The following is an 18491-nucleotide window of genomic DNA, read 5'->3' as shown; positions in this document are numbered from 1 at the left end:
ATTTTACTCTAAACTGAATTTTGCTGATAAAGATGCATTGGAATCACCCCCCACGAAAACGGTAAATTCACCGGGTTCGGCCGAAAATGACAGATCAGAATGATAAAAGGCCAAATCTCCGGCACGCAGTGTAAACACTACTTCTTTCGTATCTCCTTTTGGGATAAATATTTTCTGGAATCCTTTTAACTCGCGCAACGGAAGGGTGATTGAAGCCACCTCGTCGCGTACATATAACTGAACCACTTCTTCGCCATCAAAATTACCGGTATTCGTCACTGAAACCGATACTTTTATTTCGTCTGTATTGGTCAGCGTTGATTTATCCAGAACCAGCTCCTTATACTCAAAGCTGGTATAGCTCAAACCATAACCAAAGGGAAAAAGCGGCGTGTTTGAAACATCGAGGTAGTTCGATTTAAACTTGGTGAACTGCTCTCCGTCCTGCGGTCTTCCGGTATTTCTCATGGCATAGTAAATCGGAATTTGCCCAACATTGCGCGGGAATGTTGCCGTAAGTTTCCCGGAAGGGTTGTAATCGCCAAAAATAACGTCAGCCAGTGCATTTCCGGTTTCCACACCTGCGTGCCACACTTGCAGCAATGCACCGGCCAGTTCGTTTTCTTCGCCGATGGTCATGGGGCGGCCGCTCATATTAACCACTACCAGCGGCTTGCCGGTTTTGGCCAGGGCGCGCACCAGTTTCTTTTGGCATTCAGGAAGTGAAATATCCGTCCGGCTCGATGATTCTCCGGTCATTTCGGTTGCCTCTCCAACTACGGCTACCACTACGTCTGCTTTTTTTGCTGCCGCAAGAGCTTCACTGATCATAGCTTCGGGCGAACGTTCATCGATATCGATTTTAGGTCCAAACACATTGATCTTTGCAGCAAACTCAGGATCGTCAGAAATATTGGCGCCCTTGGCATAAAGAACATTCACGCTTTCGCCCACCACATTTTCAAATCCTTCTTTTACAGTAACCGCGTACCTGGTTTCGCCGGTGGGTGCCCAGGTTCCGAGCATATTATTGCGGCTGTCAACCAGCGGGCCCACCAACGCGATGGTTCCCGACTTTTTCAGCGGAAGCAGTTGCTCCTCATTTTTGAGCAGAACCATGGTGCGTGCGGCAGCTTCGCGTGCCACTTTCCGGTTTTCAGCAGTGAGAATATCTTTTGCGGGGCGTGCATCGTCAAAATAGCGGTACGGATCGTCAAACAATCCCAGTTTGTATTTTGCTTCCAACACCCGGCGGCAAGCCAGGTTGATGTCAGCCTCGCTTACTTTTCCTTCTTCCAGCGATTTTTCAAGCGTGGTCAGAAAACCTTCCCCTACCATGTCCATATCTAGACCAGCTTTTAAAGCCAGCGCCGAAACCGCTTGTAAATCCCCCATTCCGTGGGCGATCATTTCATTCACCGAAGTGTAATCAGAAACCACAAAGCCATCGAAACCCCACTGATTGCGCAGTACATCGGTTAGCAGCCATTTGTTTCCGGATGCGGGAACTCCATCCACATCGTTAAACGACGACATTACACAGCCCACACCTTCATCGACCGCAGCTTTATAGGGAGGAAAATAATCGTTGAACATTCGCAGCCGGCTCATATCCACCGTATTGTAATCGCGACCAGCTTCGGAAGCGCCATACAAGGCAAAATGCTTCACGGTCGACATCATGGTATTCGAACGCGTCAAATCATCCTGCTGATATCCTTTTACCATGGCCCTTGCAATTTGCGACCCCAGGTAGGGATCTTCACCTGAACCTTCGGAAATGCGGCCCCAGCGAGGATCGCGTGAAATATCGACCATCGGCGAAAAGTTCCAGAAAATACCATCGGCGGTAGCTTCCTTTGCTGCAATTTGTGCTGTTTTTTCAATCAATTTCATGTCCCACGAACTTGCCAAACCAAGCGGCAACGGGAAAGTGGTTTTGTAGCCGTGAATAACGTCTGAGCCAAACAACATGGGAATCCCCAAACGGCTTTCTTCCACCGCCAGTTTTTGCGCCTGGCGTGTTTTTTCGGGTCCGTAAACGCCAAAAATTCCACCTACCTGGCCGTTTTTAATTTTTGATTCCACGTCGGTACTCACCACCGAACCGGTCAGGATGCCTCCGCCCGGAGTAACCAGGTTCAACTGTCCAATTTTTTCCTGGATAGTCATTTTTGACATCAGATCATTGACGAATGCATCCATATCATTCTTGCCCGAACCGGACTCCTTGGGCTGACAGCTCATCAGCAATAGTAAAGCGGGTAGTATAAAAATCAGTTTCTTCATTTTCCAAACATTTATTTTATTTCCTGAACAGGTAATTTTTCAGAAATTCCATTTTCATTAAAAGCTTCAATCGTAAAAAAGTAGCTTGTGTTTTTATCCAGACAGCGCATCAGTAATTCGGTATCATGGTACAACTGCCAGGAATTGTAAAGTTTATCGGGGGCAATTCCCCAGCGAATGTTGTAGCCCTGCGCCCCTTTTACCGGATTCCAGCTGAGGGTGGCATCGCGGCGGTCTTCTTCCCGTTTTACGTAAAAGCCTTTAACAGCCGACGGTTTTTTGCCAAGTCCCAAACCAAATACGCGGATCTCGGACAAGGCCAGGTTGTTCCCGGGAACCTCCATGTTGTTGTACCGCACAAACCTGGCGCTAACAGGCTGGCTAAGGACGATGTACGCATTGGGCGAATCTTTGTAGCTATTGCTTCGGTCAACCACCGTTTGCCAATCAGTACCGTTCTCTGATACTTCAATGGTAAACCGGTGACGCAAGCCTTCGGTGCGGGTATAAATACCCGACTCGTGATCGTGATAATTCAGCTGGAAGGCATAAACTTTACCCGGATTCAGCATTTCAATCTTTACCCACTGCTGGTCGTTGTTGGCATTGGCCACCCAAAATGATTTAGGGTTTTCATCCGTCAGTACCTGAGAAAGAATTTCGCCTTCGCTGTTTTTCTCCAACGGCATTTCAGTAATGTCGTAATCATTGTCAGTAGAAGTGCTTTTTTTGACCTGCATTTGCGACGAAGAAACGCTTGTTTTTCCCTTGTAGGAAAGCAACATCCAGCCGCAGTGCTCACCTGCCTTGGTAGGGTGGTCGGGGCCAAAACGCGGATAATCTCCGTAAGCCGTGTTGGAATGCATCAGCCCCTCGTTGTCGAAATACGTTGGGAACATGCAAAGGCGCCTTTCCCAATGCGAATTCGAAGCCAGTGCCATGGTACCGAAATGCCAGTATTGTCCGTTGGTTTGCTTAACGGTTATTCCGTGCCCCGCGCCGTTGGTAAAACCACCGGGTTTGAAACTCATGGGGTTGTTTTTCATATACGTGAAAGGCCCCAGCGGCGAATCACCAATGTAAACGCCGTCTCCGTATACGTTGAACTGTGTTCCGGGAGCTGCGTATTGCAAATAATATTTTCCGTTGTGTTTGGTCATCGAAGCCCCTTCCATGTAGCCTTCCTTTAAAGTAGGATGGAAGTTGTTCTCGCCAAAACGTTCCCAGCCGTGTTCTTCCTCGTCCAGGTTGATCAGGTCGGCTTTTACACCAGTTTCCAGCATCCGGTCGTCTTTGTTCAGTTCCTTCACCCGGATCGGATACACGTTTGAAGAGCCCCAATACAGGTAGGTTTTCCCGTCGTCGTCAATAAACAATTCAGAATCCTGAATATTATTGCTGATCGATGCCGTGGGTGTCCACTTTCCGCTTTTGGGATCATCGGTATAAAGAATGCTTCCGTAACCGGCCGGATCGCCGGCAAAATACACCAACGAGTCTTTGTAATTAAAAGCTGTTGGCGCGTTGCAACCTTCGAAAAACCACTGTACCGGTTTGATAAAGTTCCAATTGACCAGGTCGGTGGAATGCCAGTAGCCAAAAGAGCGGGTGACGAACATGTAGTATTCACCGCGGAATTCAATCACCGCCGGATCGGCACCTGAACGATAGGATATATTTCTGGCTGAATTATAAACCATGTACGTATAATCAATATCCAGCGGATTGCAATACGTTTGCGGAACTATTTCCTGTGCCAAAGCCGTACTCAACGAGAGAGTTAAAGCGGCTATTGTTACTCCCAACTTATGTTTTGCCCCATGTAAATTCATCGCATCTGTATTATTTTGTCAGGTATTGGCTTTCAAAACCCAGTTTCTTAAGCCCGGCCTGCACATCCTTGTTTTTCATGAATAAATTCCACAGCATTCCGCTCCGGTAGTTTTCAATCATCACCGGAATGGGCCCCTGGTCGATGGCCAGGTAACGAGGCAAATACCAGTCATGCTCCTGACTGTACGCATCGTAAGGGCCATATTTCCCAACCAGTGAATCGGCTTCGAGGTAGAGGTATTTCAAAAACCGCATCGACTCTTCGGGAGTGTACGGGAAAGAAGAAAGCGCTGCGGTGGGAGAAATTACACCCAAATCCAACTCGCCCGGATGATGCCCGGCATATCCATTGATTGAATAACTGGAAGTCATTCCCCACTGGCTTTCTCCATAGCCTTTGAATTGCTTTGGATTGTCCACACAATACCTGTAATGAATCAAAGCCTGGTTCTGATTCAGTTTCCAGTAATCGGCATACTTGTCTTTTAGTCCTTTTGGGTTCAGCCCCAGGTAGGAATAGTGTGCCCAAAACATGGGGCCTGTTGGATCGTCGCCGTGTTCGTAAAAATTAAGCACCGTATTCAACCCGTAGTACACGGTGTCGTTGGCAATTGCTCCGTTCAATGCCCAGCCTTTGTCGTACACAGCCGGCTCGATGGAATGAGTTGGGGAAGCCGCTGCCAGAATATACATGATCAGACACTCGTTGTAGCCGCCCACCGGGAAATTCATTTCCCAACCGTAATTGGGCGACCAGTGCCAGTACAAAACATCTTCGCCTTTGGTGTACCAACTCCAGTCCACTTCTTCCCAAAGTTTTTGAATATCAGCCACCAATTGCTGTTCGGCTTCGTTTCCGTCTTTATAATATTCGGCCACCGTTAAAAGTCCCTGGATCATAAAAGCAGTTTCCACCAGGTCACCTCCGTCATCCTTTTTACTAAACGGATGAGTTTTTCCGCTGGGTCCGTCGAGCCAGTGCGGCCAGGCACCGTAAAAACGATCGGCTTTTTCCAGGTAGTCCACAATTTTCCGGTAGCGTTCCAGGGCTTGTTCCCGGGTGATAAATCCTCTTTCAACCCCCACCAGAATGGCCATCACTCCAAAGCCTGAACCTCCAAGCGTAACCACATCCTGGTCGTTTTGCGGATAAATGTTGTCCATATGAATACGCTCGCGCGCCATACCCGAAGTAGGCTCTGCGCCTTCCCAGAAATACTGAAAAGTCTGGTATTGAATCTGCGTCAGCAAGGAGTCTTCTAGACTTTGAGGACTTTGTTGCACAGTTCCCTCTGTTGTTTTGTTACGGGTGTCACACGCAGCAAGCGCCAGCAATAAAAAAGCGATTATGTTTAATTTAAGTACCTTCATATCAATATGTAAAACCTAGTTTTGTTAAACCTTCCTGTACTTCGGGGCACGACATCAGTAAATCCCAGATGAGCCCGGTACGGTAATTTTCTATCATCACAACAATCGGTCCCTGGTCAATGGCCAGAAACGAACCGGCTGTCCAGCTTTCCGTTACATTAAATGCATCGTAAAATCCATAGTCTCCCCACAACTTGTCGCCCAGCTGGTAATAGAAAAAGCGAAGTGCCTGCATCGATTCATCGGGCGTAAAAGGGATGGATGAAATAGCCGCAGTTGGCGTAATTACGCCCAAATCGTTGGTGGGCGACTGTGCCGAGTACCCGTCGTGGTTATCGCTGGCGGTTAGGCCCCAGCAATCGGCGCTGTATCCCACATAATTTTTGGGATTCTGTATGCAGTATTCACGATTGATCAAGGTATGGTTTCTGTTTTGTTCCCAGTAATTGCCATACTGATCCGACAAATTGGTTGGGTCTATTCCCAAAAACGAGTAATGAGCAAAAAACAGGGGACCGCCGTAGTCGTATCCAAGCGGCAACTTAATTCCGTAGAATTCTTTCCCGTTTTTGATGGAGCCGTTTTTCGCCCATCCCTGGTGGTAAACGTCTGCAGAAATCGGATGCGTTGTGGAAGAAGCCGCCATTATGTAAGTGATCAGCGCTTCGTTGTAACCCTGAATCTTCATGTTCATATCCCAGCCGTAATTCGGCGACCAGTGCCAGTACAACACATTTTGCCCGCCACGTGTGTACCAATCCCACTCAATGGAATTCCATAAAGCATTGATCTTTCCAATCAATGCATTTTCTTCTGAATCTGACGAATTGAGGTACTGGCGGACAGCCAGCAGCCCAGCAGCCATAAAAGAAGTCTCCACCAAATCGCCGCCGTTGTCTTTGGTACTGAAAGGCAGCGCTTTCCCGGTCGTTCCGTTCAGCCAGTGCGACCATGCTCCGTGAAAACGATCGGCATTTCCAAGGAAATCGACCATGGTTTGCAGCCGCTCCACACCTTCGGCCCTTGTTATAAAACCACGTTCGATCCCTACCAGTATCGCCATCACTCCAAAGCCAGAGCCTCCGGTTGTAACTGTTTCGTTCGATGAATTCCGCTCACGCGCCAATCCGCTCACCGGGTGTCCAAAATCCCAGAAATACTTGAAAGTTTGCTCTTGTACCTTGGTTAAAAGTTCTTCGTCGCTTATTTCAGGAAATTTCGGTGTGGGATCAATTTCAGTATAGAAATTCATATTCATCCCATCAAAGGGTTTTCCGATCCTGTCTTCGATATTGGCTGAAATGGAAAGCGTATGTTTTGAAAATCCGCCCAGTGGCTGAGTTACTGTCACGGAGATTGTTTTTTCGTCGATCTGAGTAAGCGAATAAGCCACACCGGAGCCACCCGTTCGATAAGAAACATAGGGTGCCAGATCGTCTTTGCTTATTGGTGTATTGAAATTTAAGGTAATTTCCGGTTCCCTGCTAACTTCTTTGATTCGGGTTAACAGATTGACCGGATTGTCACCAATCATTACCGATTCAAGTACCAGCGGCACTGTCAGCGTTTTAAAAGAGTAAGTGCGCGCATCAAGCGTTTCATTGTTCTCCCCTTTTAATCCGCTCAGTATTTGGAGTGTATAAGTTGAATTTTCGTCAAGCGCCGGATGAGCCAGTTTAACAAGCTGATTCTGACTAAAAAAACTCTTTGTCAGTTCTATTTCCTGACTTGCGGCGTTAAGCAACCTGATATTTTCGTTAACCGATGCAGTATTTACCGCCTTATCGAATTTGATTTCAATGGGTTCTGCCAATGAAATGTTCTCATTGCTCCCCTTCTCAACCAAGGCTGTCTCCCCAATGTAAACATAGGTAATCCCCAGTTTCTCAGGAACCGGTTCTGAACCCGAATCATCTTTACTGCAAGAAAAGAACAGCAAAGAACTCACAAAAAATAACAGGAAAATAGTACGCATCGGTAGTAAGAAAAAATCCAATTAAAAGTAGTAACGTTCATTTGAAAAATGACCCCTCCGTATTTCTACGGTGGGGTCTGATAAGATCGCTGGATACGAAGGCGGTTTCTCAACCGTCCTTCATTATCCGTATTATTTTATCGGCCGTAAGGGCTTTTTAAAAAAACTCTTTCACCATACTCTGGCCCGAATCATGTTTCCTTCCGGAGAATACCGGAGTTACTAGTTCGTCGCCTACTGGTTTAATTAAGTAAACCCAGCAGATCAATTTCAGCCTGAGTAAGTACCCGGTCGTAAATCAGCAGTTCGTCCATTTTGCTTTCGTCGGACAAGTGATTCCAGTTCGCAAACCTTGGTGCACCCGACATAATCGACAGCATATCACAACCTGTCCAATCTACTCCGCTAAATGTATCTTCTTTCACCAATACTCCGTCAATATACACTTTGGCTCCGGTAGCTGAAATCGTGAACACAAAATGAACCCATTCAGTAGTTGCCGGATTAACCCGTGCAGCCGCGCCTCCGTCAAACCATTTTTCAGATGTTCCGTTTCCGGCATTCAGTTTAAATTGCTGCAGTCCGCCTCCATTTTCCCTAAAGAATCGGAAACCGAACTTCCGACTGTTGTCGAAATTGGCGTTTTCCGGGCTCATCACCAGAACACCGGCTCTGTCTCTTATTTGTGTAGCTGTGACATTCAGGAAAAAGCTTGCGCTAAATTCCGGGAACTGAAGTCCTGTGCCATCAAAAGTCAGGTACGAATCGGGCGCTCCCACATAGCATCCGCCATCAACACCACCGGTGCCCAGCGAAGGCGTACCAACTACCGTTGCCGCAACAGAACTCACTTCGTCCACATAGTTGCCGTTAAAAGCCATGTGGAACACTGCTTCGTTCATCAAGTCCCTGATGGTATTGATTTTCTTGAAGTTTATGGTCTGAGTGGTTGACTTTCCAGCCATATCCGTGGCCACAATCTCAAGAACGTGATCTCCCAGGCCCAATTCTTCGGCATAAGCACCAATAAACCTTCTGTAATCTTTAAATTGATCGTACGATCCAAGCGATGTACCATTCAACTCAACACTAATCGATTTCAGTTCGATGTCGTCCACCACTTCGAATTGAATGCTGACTTCTGACACATCAGACGGCGCATTTACATCACCTGCCGGTGAAGTTACCGTAACCACAGGACCGGACTCATCTGTTCCCGGGTCAACTTTTGATATCTCGTCGATATAACCACCCTGACAGGCGAAAATAGCAACTGATAATAATGCGAGTATTGCAATTTTATATTGTTTCATTTTTATCATTATTAAAAAGTCCTCACTGTTTAATTCTTTAACCCAGGCAAAATATCCACTTGATTCTGCGGATAAGGCAGAAATGCTTTATCTGCGGTAAAAATTCTACCCTCGTAGCTTAGCTCGTCAAATTTTCCCAGACGGATCATATCATAATAACGGATACCCCATTCCATCGCAAGTTCTGCGAATTTTTCATCCATAACCTGCTCATTTGTTACTCCGTTAATTGAGGTCAGGCCAGCCCTGTTTCTAACAGCATTCACAGCTTCATCGGCTGTCATTCCCGTATGCGTTGCCCCTTGAGTAAGAGCTTCAGCGTACATTAATAAAACCTCAGCATACCTAATGCAACGAAAATTATTATTGGAACCGTAAACAGTACGACCTTCAATTAATTGATCGGACGGCAGATAGTGTTTTCCACTGGCAAACATAGCCCGTGGATAGTCCAATACAATATCCCCCGAAGGAGTCTCATTTGAGATCCACGCAGGCAAATTAGAATAATTAGGGTCTGATTTTATCTCGGCTATCCCGCGCGGAGTAAACAGTACACTGGTTTGTAAACGGATTTTCTCTCCTCTGTCGAGCATGAATTTAATCCATTTCAAACTAGGTTCATAGAACCCCCAGCCACCTTCGGCTCCTGCTACTTTAGGCTCATAAAAAGCACCTTGAGGTCCAAAAACAGCAAATGTGTAACCTTTTCTGTCTCCCGAACCTTGTCCAAAATCAGAATATTGTAACTCAAGAATATTCTCACTACTTAACTTACCCGGTATTTTAAATAAGTTGTAAAAATCGGACTCCAATTTGTAAAGTCCTGAATTTATTATTTGAGCAGTAGCATTGGCCACTTCCTGATAATTCTCTATCTCCAGGTTTGCTCTGGCCTTTATTGCAAGAGCCGTATATTTGGTTATGCCTCCCGGTAAGTCAACACGTTGGTTAGGACGCATGTCGGGGAGATAAGGAATAGCCTCATCCATTTGATCCGCAAGATGCTGCATCACCTCTGTTTTTGAAACAGGCTCAGCAACTAATAAATCTGTCGGGACCGAGTTTGTCGGAAGAAATATGGCACCCCAGGTTCTGGAAAGATTAAACAGCAAAAAGGCTCTGATCACTTTTGCTTCCGCGATGTATTGATTGCCTAGTGAGCTATTCGCTCCGTTTTGCAAATACTTATCAATTTCTTCCATTGCTGAATGACAAGCAAAGATATCGTTATACTGTACCTGCCAAGTTGAGTTATACATCCAGAAATCCTTGTTATAATTGAATTTATCTGTCTCTGCAAAGTCTTGCTGATCACCTAAACCACCATGGTTTACATCATCGCCTCTGACAGACATCAACGGAAATTCTTCCCAGCCTCTGGTGTAGAATGCTTCATAAGCACCTATCAAAGGCATTATCATATTGTTTGAGTTGCTGTAATCAACGTCTTCGGTAAAAGAAGTATTGAGTGGTGGCTCATCCAAAACACTGTTACAAGATGTTACCAATGCTGCGGCAAAGATGATGCCCACTATTCTTAGCAGTTTTATTATCGTTTCCATCTTCATTTTTTTAATGGTTAGAATTTTACATTTAATCCTACAGTGTAAACGGCAGGTATCGGATATGTCTGTCTGTCAATTCCATTTTCTATTTCCGGATTAAATCCGTTGTATTTGAATATGGAGAGAGGACGTTCAGCCGTTAGTGTAACCTTACATTCTGGCAAACTGGCACCAAACCATTGTTGATTCCTTAGATTGTATGCCAACTGAATGTTTTGAATTCTGAAGAAAGAACCATCTTCAACCAGGTAATCACTCATTCTTTGGTTCCACCCCTTCCGGAGAGCCTTTGATGAAGGGTACTTTCCTGGCTTAATTACACTTACGACGTTATTATCACTATCCAGCTCAATTTGAGTACGATTGATAGCTAAATCAGCGTCCATATTCAGGTCAGAAGTCCAAATCACCTCACCTCTCCGGCGATTTAGTATCTTGTTTCCGTTTTGCCCGAAAATGCTGGCCGAAAACTCAAAGTTTTTATACTGAATGCCCAAATTGGCCCCATAAGTGAATGAAGGAAGATAGGACCCTAATACAACGCGATCTTCTCCGTCAATAATACCATATCCTTCTTCTCCTTCTGCTTGTTGGTCCTTGTACCTGAAATCACCAGGCTCCAACCCGTTTTCAACTGCAACAGGATCTGCATTAATTTCATCCCATGATTGGTAAATACCATCAGTTTCCCATCCAAAGAATGCAAGCAAGGGATCACCAACTATTGTACGCTGACGGAACTCGGCAGAACCTCCATCAATATATTCCTGTCCATATAAATCCAGTACCTTATTATTTAAGGTCGATATATTTACGCCCAAATTGTAACTGAAATCTTTCGACACCTGGTTCGACCAATTTAATCCAAGTTCAAAGCCTGAATTTCGAATCACACCTAAACTGCGTCGAACGGTCTGGCCTATCAATGGAACCTGAATTGAAATAACGGCATTCTCTGTATCTCTGGTAAAATAATCTGCATCAACCGAAAGCCTATTGTCGAAAAGGTTGGCGGTTAACCCGAAGTTAGTTTCCTCCGTCACTTCCCATTTAAGATACGAAAAGTTACTGCTTGTAGAAGTACCGCTTAGTAATTGATCACCGATGGCAACAGTAACATTATTGGTAGTACTTGCTCCGTCACTTGCAGGAACACTATTGTTCCCCAGTTTACCCCAGCTTGCCCTTAATTTTAAGTAATCTAACCAATTTATATCACTCATGAAGTCTTCTTCAGAAAGAACCCATCCGGCGCCCACTGTTGGAAAATATCCCCATTTTTCCTGGTATTTAGAAGTTCCATCAGCACGAAAAGTACCATAAAGCAGATAACGATTGTTGTAATTATAGGAAACACGACCAAAATAAGATAGCCCGTAGTACCTTGAGCCACTATCTGAAGTAACTCTACTTCCATTCTCCTCAATAACAACATTCTGTGCCTGATCGACAAACCACGAAGATTCGTTGTCATAAGGAAACTCAAGGCCTTTCATAAATAACTTATCCCAGGCATCGTCCCTGTATTCGCTTCCGACCATTGCAGTTAGATTATGATTACCAAAAGAATCATTGTATGTCAATACATTGTTCCAGATCTGCTTGAACCATGTCTCTGAAACCTTCGAAATAGAAGCGTCCTCAACTTGACGCTGATAGTCTTCAGTAATATAATAGGGCAAACGCACATTCCGCTCTGCGGCATTTGTAAAAGTTGAATTATAAGAGGTTTTAAACGAAAGTTTTTCAGGAATCAGTTCCAACTGAACGTAAAAGTTCGCCAGAACCTTTCTACTTTTCCTCTGATCGTTAGAAAAATCCATGCTTGTAAAAGGATTTTGCGAGCCACGATATCCTAACACCTGTGAGTCACTATAATTAGTAGGCCATGCGTCAGTATTCAATTCATCGTAAACCGGGAGAATCGGTACTGCCCAGTAAGCACGACTCCATGCTGAATTGTCTGGAGAATAATTCAGCGAATTACTGAACAATAAACTTCCCCCAATTGCAAACCAGTCTGTAGCATCAAAATCAATTTTAGTGCGAAGATTAAATCTTTCATAATCGTTCTTCATGTCCAGAATACCTTTTTCAGAAAAATAGTTTGCGCCTACTGCATAAGAGGCTTGCTGGTTTCCTCCTGAGACATTTAAACTGTGATTTTGCTTGTTGCCTAACCGTAAAATTTCATCGTACCAGTCAGTGTTAACGTCGGGTACATTTGGATTAAGCCGACTTCTTCCGTAACGTTGCATAGCATTTAAAACAAGCTTGTAGCTTACATTGTCCTCTGTACCTGCTTCTCGTGCCATCGCAGTGTATTGCTCTGAATTGGCCATTTTTACCATATTCTGGGCCACCTGAATACCGTAATAACCATCGTAGGTTATTTCTGATTTTTGATTTTTCTTTCCCGATTTTGTTTCAATCAGTATAACTCCGTTTGCCGCCTCAACACCATAAATAGCAGCTGCAGAGGCATCCTTCAGTACCGATATAGAGGCAATGTCTGATGGATTTAGCCAACCAATATTGTCGGCAAACATTCCATCAACTACGTATAGCGGGTTAGTATCCCCAATGCCAGGATAAGACCCAACTCCCCTTACCCGGATAGTTGGTGACCCTCCAGGAGCTCCGCTACTTACGACTTGTAGCCCTGCTACCTTTCCTTGCAAAGCCTGCATGGCATCGGAAGATGGAGACTTCAGGATATCTTCAGATTCAATTGTAGAAATAGAAGACGTAAGATCTTTTACTTTCACTTCCCCATATCCAACTACAACCACTTCTTCCAGTCCGATAACATCCTCTTTCATTTCCAGGTTAATAACCGTGGACTGAGTGACAGCAAATTCCTGTGGAAGAAATCCGATAAAACTGAATATTACTTTTGCTCCTGTAAAGACTTGTAACGTATAGTTACCATCGATATCGGTTACAGTACCATTGGTGGTTCCTTTTTCCAATACCGATACACCCGGTAGCGCTAATCCTGTATCATCAACAACCTTCCCCGAAATCGAAAGTCTTTCCTGGGCGAACAAGGTTGTAAACGAAAACAGAAGGATTAAAATGAATAATGGTTTTCGCATAACTATAAAATTTGAATTAGTTTGAACCCAAAAATATGACAGATCAAATGCAATAACGGATTTTTGGATACACTTTCCATACTCTGACAAAAGTGAAGCTCAATTTTCACCTCATCATTACCTCATCCTAATAAAACTACGCCTGCATAAACAACTATGTTACATTTATTTAATCCCTAACCTCGCCTCTCATTTCGGGGAATTAAAAACGTATGATAAACAACACAAATTCCTACTTTGAGGGGAAATAAATGCCTTTAACAACCAAATTATACTTAATATTACGCCCGGATTAGGGACAACATCAGACAGAAAACATGTGCGGAACAGATTCTTTTTTCTCCTCAAACGATAAAAGCCTGAATGGGAGAAATACCGGCCTCGTTCCGGGGGAAAAATCCTTTGAAGCGCTTTACGTCTTTCTTTCGTGTGTCACGTTTCTGCTTTTATCCGTCCAGCCCCTAACGGTTTTGGGAGAACACGAAGGAGTTCTTTCGTTTGACCAATCGGTTTACGGCGGCGCACGCCAAAACTGGAGTGTAAGCACAGCCAGGAACGGGCAAATATATTTTGCCAATCATACAGGACTATTAGCATTCGACGGTACCAACTGGGAACTAAACAGTTTACCCAACGAAACCATTTTACGATCGGTTGAAGTTAGTCGCGACTCGATTATTTACACAGGAGGCTACGAAGAGTTGGGCTACTGGAAAACTGATAAGTACGGCAAGTTGAACTATACATCATTGACACCAATTGCCGAAAAGTATTTCCTCGACAACATCGAGTTCTGGAACATTGCCGTTCAGGATGACTATGTCTATTTTCAGGCCTTCCCCCGGATTTTTTGTTACCATGCCGACTCGATCACATCCATCGATCTTTCAGGCCACATTCACGTAATGAACAAGGTGAATGATAAGGTATTGGTGGCCATAAGAGACAGAGGTATTTTTGAATTGAAAGACGGTAAATTCAACGCGTTTATCGAGGATGAGACGCTAATAGATAAAAACATCAAATTCCTGCTTCCCTATAAACAGCATCAAATTCTGATTGGCACCGCCACCCATGGAATATTCCTGTGGGACGGACAAGCGCTCAACACCTGGAATGCACCATGGACAGATTATTATATTCAGAGTGAATTAAACAGGGCTTGCGTTTTAAACGACAACAAAATTGCTATCGGAACATTGGTAGATGGGATTTCGGTATTTAGTGCGGATGGTGAACGTTTAATGCATGCCAACACACAAAACGGGCTACTCAGCAATACCATTCTGGGCGTAGAAACCGATGAGTGGAACAACATTTGGCTGGCGCTTGACGTTGGCATTGGATATCTGACTGAAAATGAAAACCAGGGATTTGTAATTGAAAAACTACCCGGAACCGGCGCCATATATTCCACTGCTATTTTCAACGATAAGTTATACCTGGGAACCAACCAGGGACTTTTTGCAAAGAACATTGACATCGACAGCCCAGAAATCACACTGGTACCAGAATCGCAGGACCAGATTTGGAACCTGAAAATATTTGACAACCAACTTTTGGTGGGGCACAACCAGGGAACCTATGTTTTAAACGGAGAAGATTGGGTTCAACTCTCTTCAGAATCGGGAGCCTTTAATTTTGTACAGGATCCGTTTCATCCGAACCTCTTGCTTCAATCGACCTACAACAGCATTATCGTATTCGAGAAAACAGAGAATGGCATAAAGTTCCGAAACCGGATCACAGGTTTTACCGACTTAATCCGGTACATTGAATTTGATCATTTTGGAAACCTTTGGGCCAGCCACATGCACCGTGATATTTACAAGCTTACCATTGACGATGACAGACGAACAATTCTGGGCATAAAAGAATACGGGAAAGACATCTTTAACAAAGACTTTGGAATACATGTATTCCAGGTGGAAAACCGCGTGGTCTTTACCACCGGCGACCAGCTTTTTACATACGATGACCTAAAGGATACTATCATTGCCTATCAATCGTTAAATACGGCTTTGGGCGAATATGCCAAAGCGCACCGGATCATAGAAGCTCCCAACCACCATTACTGGTTTATCAGCAAGGAGAAGATCGGCTTGTTTTTCATTTTTCAGGACAGCGTGAAACAAATCCGCGAGTTTCCGACCTCGCTCTTTAACAACCCAATGCTGGTAGAAGGCTTTGAAAATATTCTTCCACTTTCGGAATATGCAGCTATTTTATGCCTGCAAAACGGAATAGCTTATCTGGATGCGTCCGTTGCCAATCCGACTGAAAACCTTATTAAAAACTATGCACCCACCATCCGGGAAATTCAGCTAAGTAACAACCGCGACAGAACTTTCCTACTGCCGCTGGATACCTCCGATATAAAAATCAGGCACACTTTTAACAACGTATCATTCAGGGTTTCATTTCCTTTGCTGAACGAACTTCCGGTATCGTATCAATACTACCTGCAAGGATTGCAACTTGAATGGTCGGAGAAAACCAACACTCCCGAGTTCAACTTCGAAAGGTTACCCAAAGGGAGTTATCAGCTGCTGGTAAAAGCAGTGGACCTTTGGGGTAACGAAAGTAAAACCTACACGTTTTCGTTTGAAGTAAAACCACCCTTAACAGCTTCCCGCGGAGCCATCTTCGTCTACATTATTCTGATGATCTCTGCGCTTCTTATTTTCAGAAGTTGGGGAATCAGGCAAACGCGGAAGAAAGAACAGATGCAAAGCGAAGCCCGGGAAAAAGAGTTAATCAGGTTGCGAAATGAGAAACTGCGAAGCGAGGTACAACATAAAAGTAAAGAGCTGGCCAGTTCAACCATGTCCATTATTAAAAAGAACGAATTTCTGCTTGATCTTAAAAACATCATCAACCGGCAAAAAACAGAGCTGGGGTCGCGCTATCCGGATAAGTACTACAATTATTTGAACAATAAAATTGACGAGAATATTTCGAGCCAGGATGACTGGAAAATATTTGAAAACAACTTTGAGCGTGCTCACGAACAGTTTTTCAATAAAATGAAGGAGCAGTATCCGGATCTGACATCAAGCGACCTGCAGCTTTGCGCCTACTTACGCATGAATTTGTCGTCGAAGGAAATTGCCCCCCTGTTGGGAATATCGGTTCGCGGGGTGGAAAACCACCGCTACCGCCTGCGTAAAAAAATGAATCTTGAGCACGACGTGAGTCTTACCGATACCATTTTGAGCATTTAGAAAATATCCCCGTTTTATTTGTCGAGCCAAAGCTTAAAATCACGGACACGTTCGCGGCTTACAATTATGTCCTCCGCAGGTTTAGGGGCAATGTCCAATTTTAGCCGGCTGTTAAACCAGGTATGTATGTTTTTTATGCTCTCAATGTTGATGATGTATTTCCGGTTTACCTGGAAAAACAGGTCATTATCCAGCAAGGCAGAAAGCTGATCGATCGAAAAATTTACCGGGAAACGGGCATTCCCGAAAGTAACGGCAAAAGTCAGTCCGTCGTCGTAAATCAACCAGGCAATTTCCTCACTCTTTACCGACCGGTAACGGTCTCCTACTTTTACCAGGAAACGCTTTTTAACCCCGGGGCGCTCCGAAAAAAGAATCTTTTTTAACAGCTCATTTTCAGGAACCAGAAACATTTCCCTGAACTGGTTAAACTTATCCAGTGCTGCCTTAATGTCTTCGAAATCGTAGGGTTTCAGCACATAATCGATGCTGTTTACCTGAAACGAGCGAAGTGCAAACTCGTTGTAAGCCGTGGTAAAAATCAGTGGCGCATTTACTTTCACCTGCTCAAAAATATCAAAGCAGTTTCCGTCGTTTAGCAAAATATCCTGAAAAACGAGATCCGGAGCCGGGTTATTGCGGTACCACTCTACCCCGTCCTTTACAGAACTTATTATGTCGAGCACATTAATTTCCGGGTCATACTTTTTTAAGAGCTGCACCAAACGCCGCGCGGTATGGTTTTCGTCTTCAAATATTAAAACGTTCATAATCGGTAGTATTTAAAACCGGAATTCTGACCACAAATTCATTGGCAGTTGCTTCGGCTTCCACATTCTGACCACACAGCAGCTCGTACCTCCGCGACAGGTTTTTCAGTCCTGTTTGGGTAGATGTTTCCTTGTCATTACGTAGGTTCAGGTTATTACATACAATCATGTGATTTCCCTCCTTCCGAATCGATATTCTTAAAGGATCGTTCGGATTGTATTTGTTGTGAACCACTGCATTTTCGACCAATAACTGCAGAGTAACAGGAGGAATAAAAGTGGATTCAACAAACTTCTTCTCAAGTTCAACATCCAAAAAAACTCCTTCTCCCAACCGTATTTTAATCAGAAAAAAATAGGCCTTTAAAAACTCCAATTCTTCGGAAAGCGTTACCAGGTGAAACTCATTCTTCTCGATAATGTAGCGAAGCGTTTTCGACATTTTCACAATAAAATCAGCCGAAAGATCAGCATCCTCATAAACCAGCGAGGACAACACACTCAGGCTGTTAAACAAAAAATGTGGTTCTATCTGTGCTTTCAGCGCTTTGTACTGTGCCAGAATGTTTTCCTTTTCCAGTTCTTTGGCCCGCAGCAATTGTTCCTGCAGGCGTTTCTGGGTTTGAAAATAGCCATCAAAGCCCACCACAATCAGGTAAATGCACAAAAGAGAAACCGTCAGCTCCGGGTTAAAAAACAACACGCTTTCCCACACTTCACCGTTGTTGAACAATTCAATGTCGCCAAGCCTGTACAAATGGTTAAATGAAAGCAATAAAACAAATCCGAAAACAGCGTGCAATAAGGTAAGCAGAGCGATTCTTTTTCTTTCGTTGCTTTGCTTCCCGACCAGGCGTTGAAAAAAATGGTTAGCACGGTCGGCACCGTACCAAATACCCATCCCATATATCAAAAAGAACAGCGAAAACACCAGGCTGCGCAAAGAGATTTCAAAGGGTCCGTTCGGAAACGAGAGATCAAAACTTTTAATGACCAGATGAATCAAAAAGACCACCCACAACCGGAACCATATTTGCCTTCTTTTCATCG

General features: G+C 44.3%; 10 protein-coding genes. 1 reads left to right on the top strand and 9 read right to left on the bottom strand.

The annotated features are described in order from the left end of the window. Nucleotides 1-3 precede the first annotated feature (3 nt). The 7 genes from bglX to INQ51_RS16645 all read right to left on the bottom strand — a co-directional run bounded on the left by bglX (nucleotide 4) and on the right by INQ51_RS16645 (nucleotide 13447). Nucleotides 4-2289: a beta-glucosidase BglX gene (bglX, locus tag INQ51_RS16675; RefSeq protein WP_233379087.1), complete on the bottom strand. Its 2286-nt coding sequence runs from the start codon at nucleotides 2287-2289 to the stop codon at nucleotides 4-6. A gap of 11 nt (nucleotides 2290-2300) precedes the next feature. Further along, nucleotides 2301-4121 (bottom strand): family 43 glycosylhydrolase, encoded by a 1821-nt coding sequence (locus INQ51_RS16670; protein WP_233379086.1) that lies wholly within the window; start codon nucleotides 4119-4121, stop codon nucleotides 2301-2303. A 10-nt stretch (nucleotides 4122-4131) separates the two neighbouring features. Then, nucleotides 4132-5493, bottom strand: coding sequence for a glucoamylase family protein (locus tag INQ51_RS16665; RefSeq protein WP_233379085.1), 1362 nt, complete (start codon nucleotides 5491-5493; stop codon nucleotides 4132-4134). 1 nt (nucleotide 5494) lies between these two features. Next, nucleotides 5495-7468, bottom strand: a complete 1974-nt coding sequence (locus INQ51_RS16660; RefSeq protein ID WP_233379084.1) for a glucoamylase family protein — start codon at nucleotides 7466-7468, stop codon at nucleotides 5495-5497. Between the two features lie 242 nt (nucleotides 7469-7710). Next, complete coding sequence (locus tag INQ51_RS16655) at nucleotides 7711-8781, bottom strand: LamG domain-containing protein (protein ID WP_233379083.1); 1071 nt, start codon at nucleotides 8779-8781, stop codon at nucleotides 7711-7713. 29 nt (nucleotides 8782-8810) lie between these two features. Beyond that, a complete protein-coding gene (locus INQ51_RS16650; RefSeq protein ID WP_233379082.1) occupies nucleotides 8811-10346 on the bottom strand; it encodes a RagB/SusD family nutrient uptake outer membrane protein in 1536 nt (511 codons plus the stop codon). A 17-nt stretch (nucleotides 10347-10363) separates the two neighbouring features. Next, nucleotides 10364-13447 (bottom strand): SusC/RagA family TonB-linked outer membrane protein, encoded by a 3084-nt coding sequence (locus tag INQ51_RS16645; RefSeq protein WP_233379081.1) that lies wholly within the window; start codon nucleotides 13445-13447, stop codon nucleotides 10364-10366. Between the two features lie 317 nt (nucleotides 13448-13764). Between INQ51_RS16645 and INQ51_RS16640 the strand changes: the two genes are divergently transcribed. Next, nucleotides 13765-16671, top strand: coding sequence for a triple tyrosine motif-containing protein (locus INQ51_RS16640; protein WP_233379080.1), 2907 nt, complete (start codon nucleotides 13765-13767; stop codon nucleotides 16669-16671). A 14-nt stretch (nucleotides 16672-16685) separates the two neighbouring features. On the opposite strand, the gene INQ51_RS16635 is transcribed toward INQ51_RS16640, so the two are convergent. Both INQ51_RS16635 and INQ51_RS16630 read right to left on the bottom strand, forming a co-directional pair. Then, a complete protein-coding gene (locus tag INQ51_RS16635) occupies nucleotides 16686-17441 on the bottom strand; it encodes a LytR/AlgR family response regulator transcription factor (protein ID WP_233379079.1) in 756 nt (251 codons plus the stop codon). After that, nucleotides 17422-18489, bottom strand: coding sequence for a sensor histidine kinase (locus tag INQ51_RS16630; RefSeq protein ID WP_233379078.1), 1068 nt, complete (start codon nucleotides 18487-18489; stop codon nucleotides 17422-17424). The genes INQ51_RS16635 and INQ51_RS16630 overlap by 20 nt, the downstream gene beginning before the upstream one ends. Nucleotides 18490-18491 lie beyond the last annotated feature (2 nt).

The sequence above is a fragment of the Maribellus sp. CM-23 genome (assembly GCF_021354595.1).
Taxonomy (GTDB): Bacteria; Bacteroidota; Bacteroidia; order Bacteroidales; family Prolixibacteraceae; genus Draconibacterium.
The sequence above is the reverse complement of the archived record's forward strand: the minus strand, read 5'-3'. Positions and strand labels throughout refer to the sequence as shown.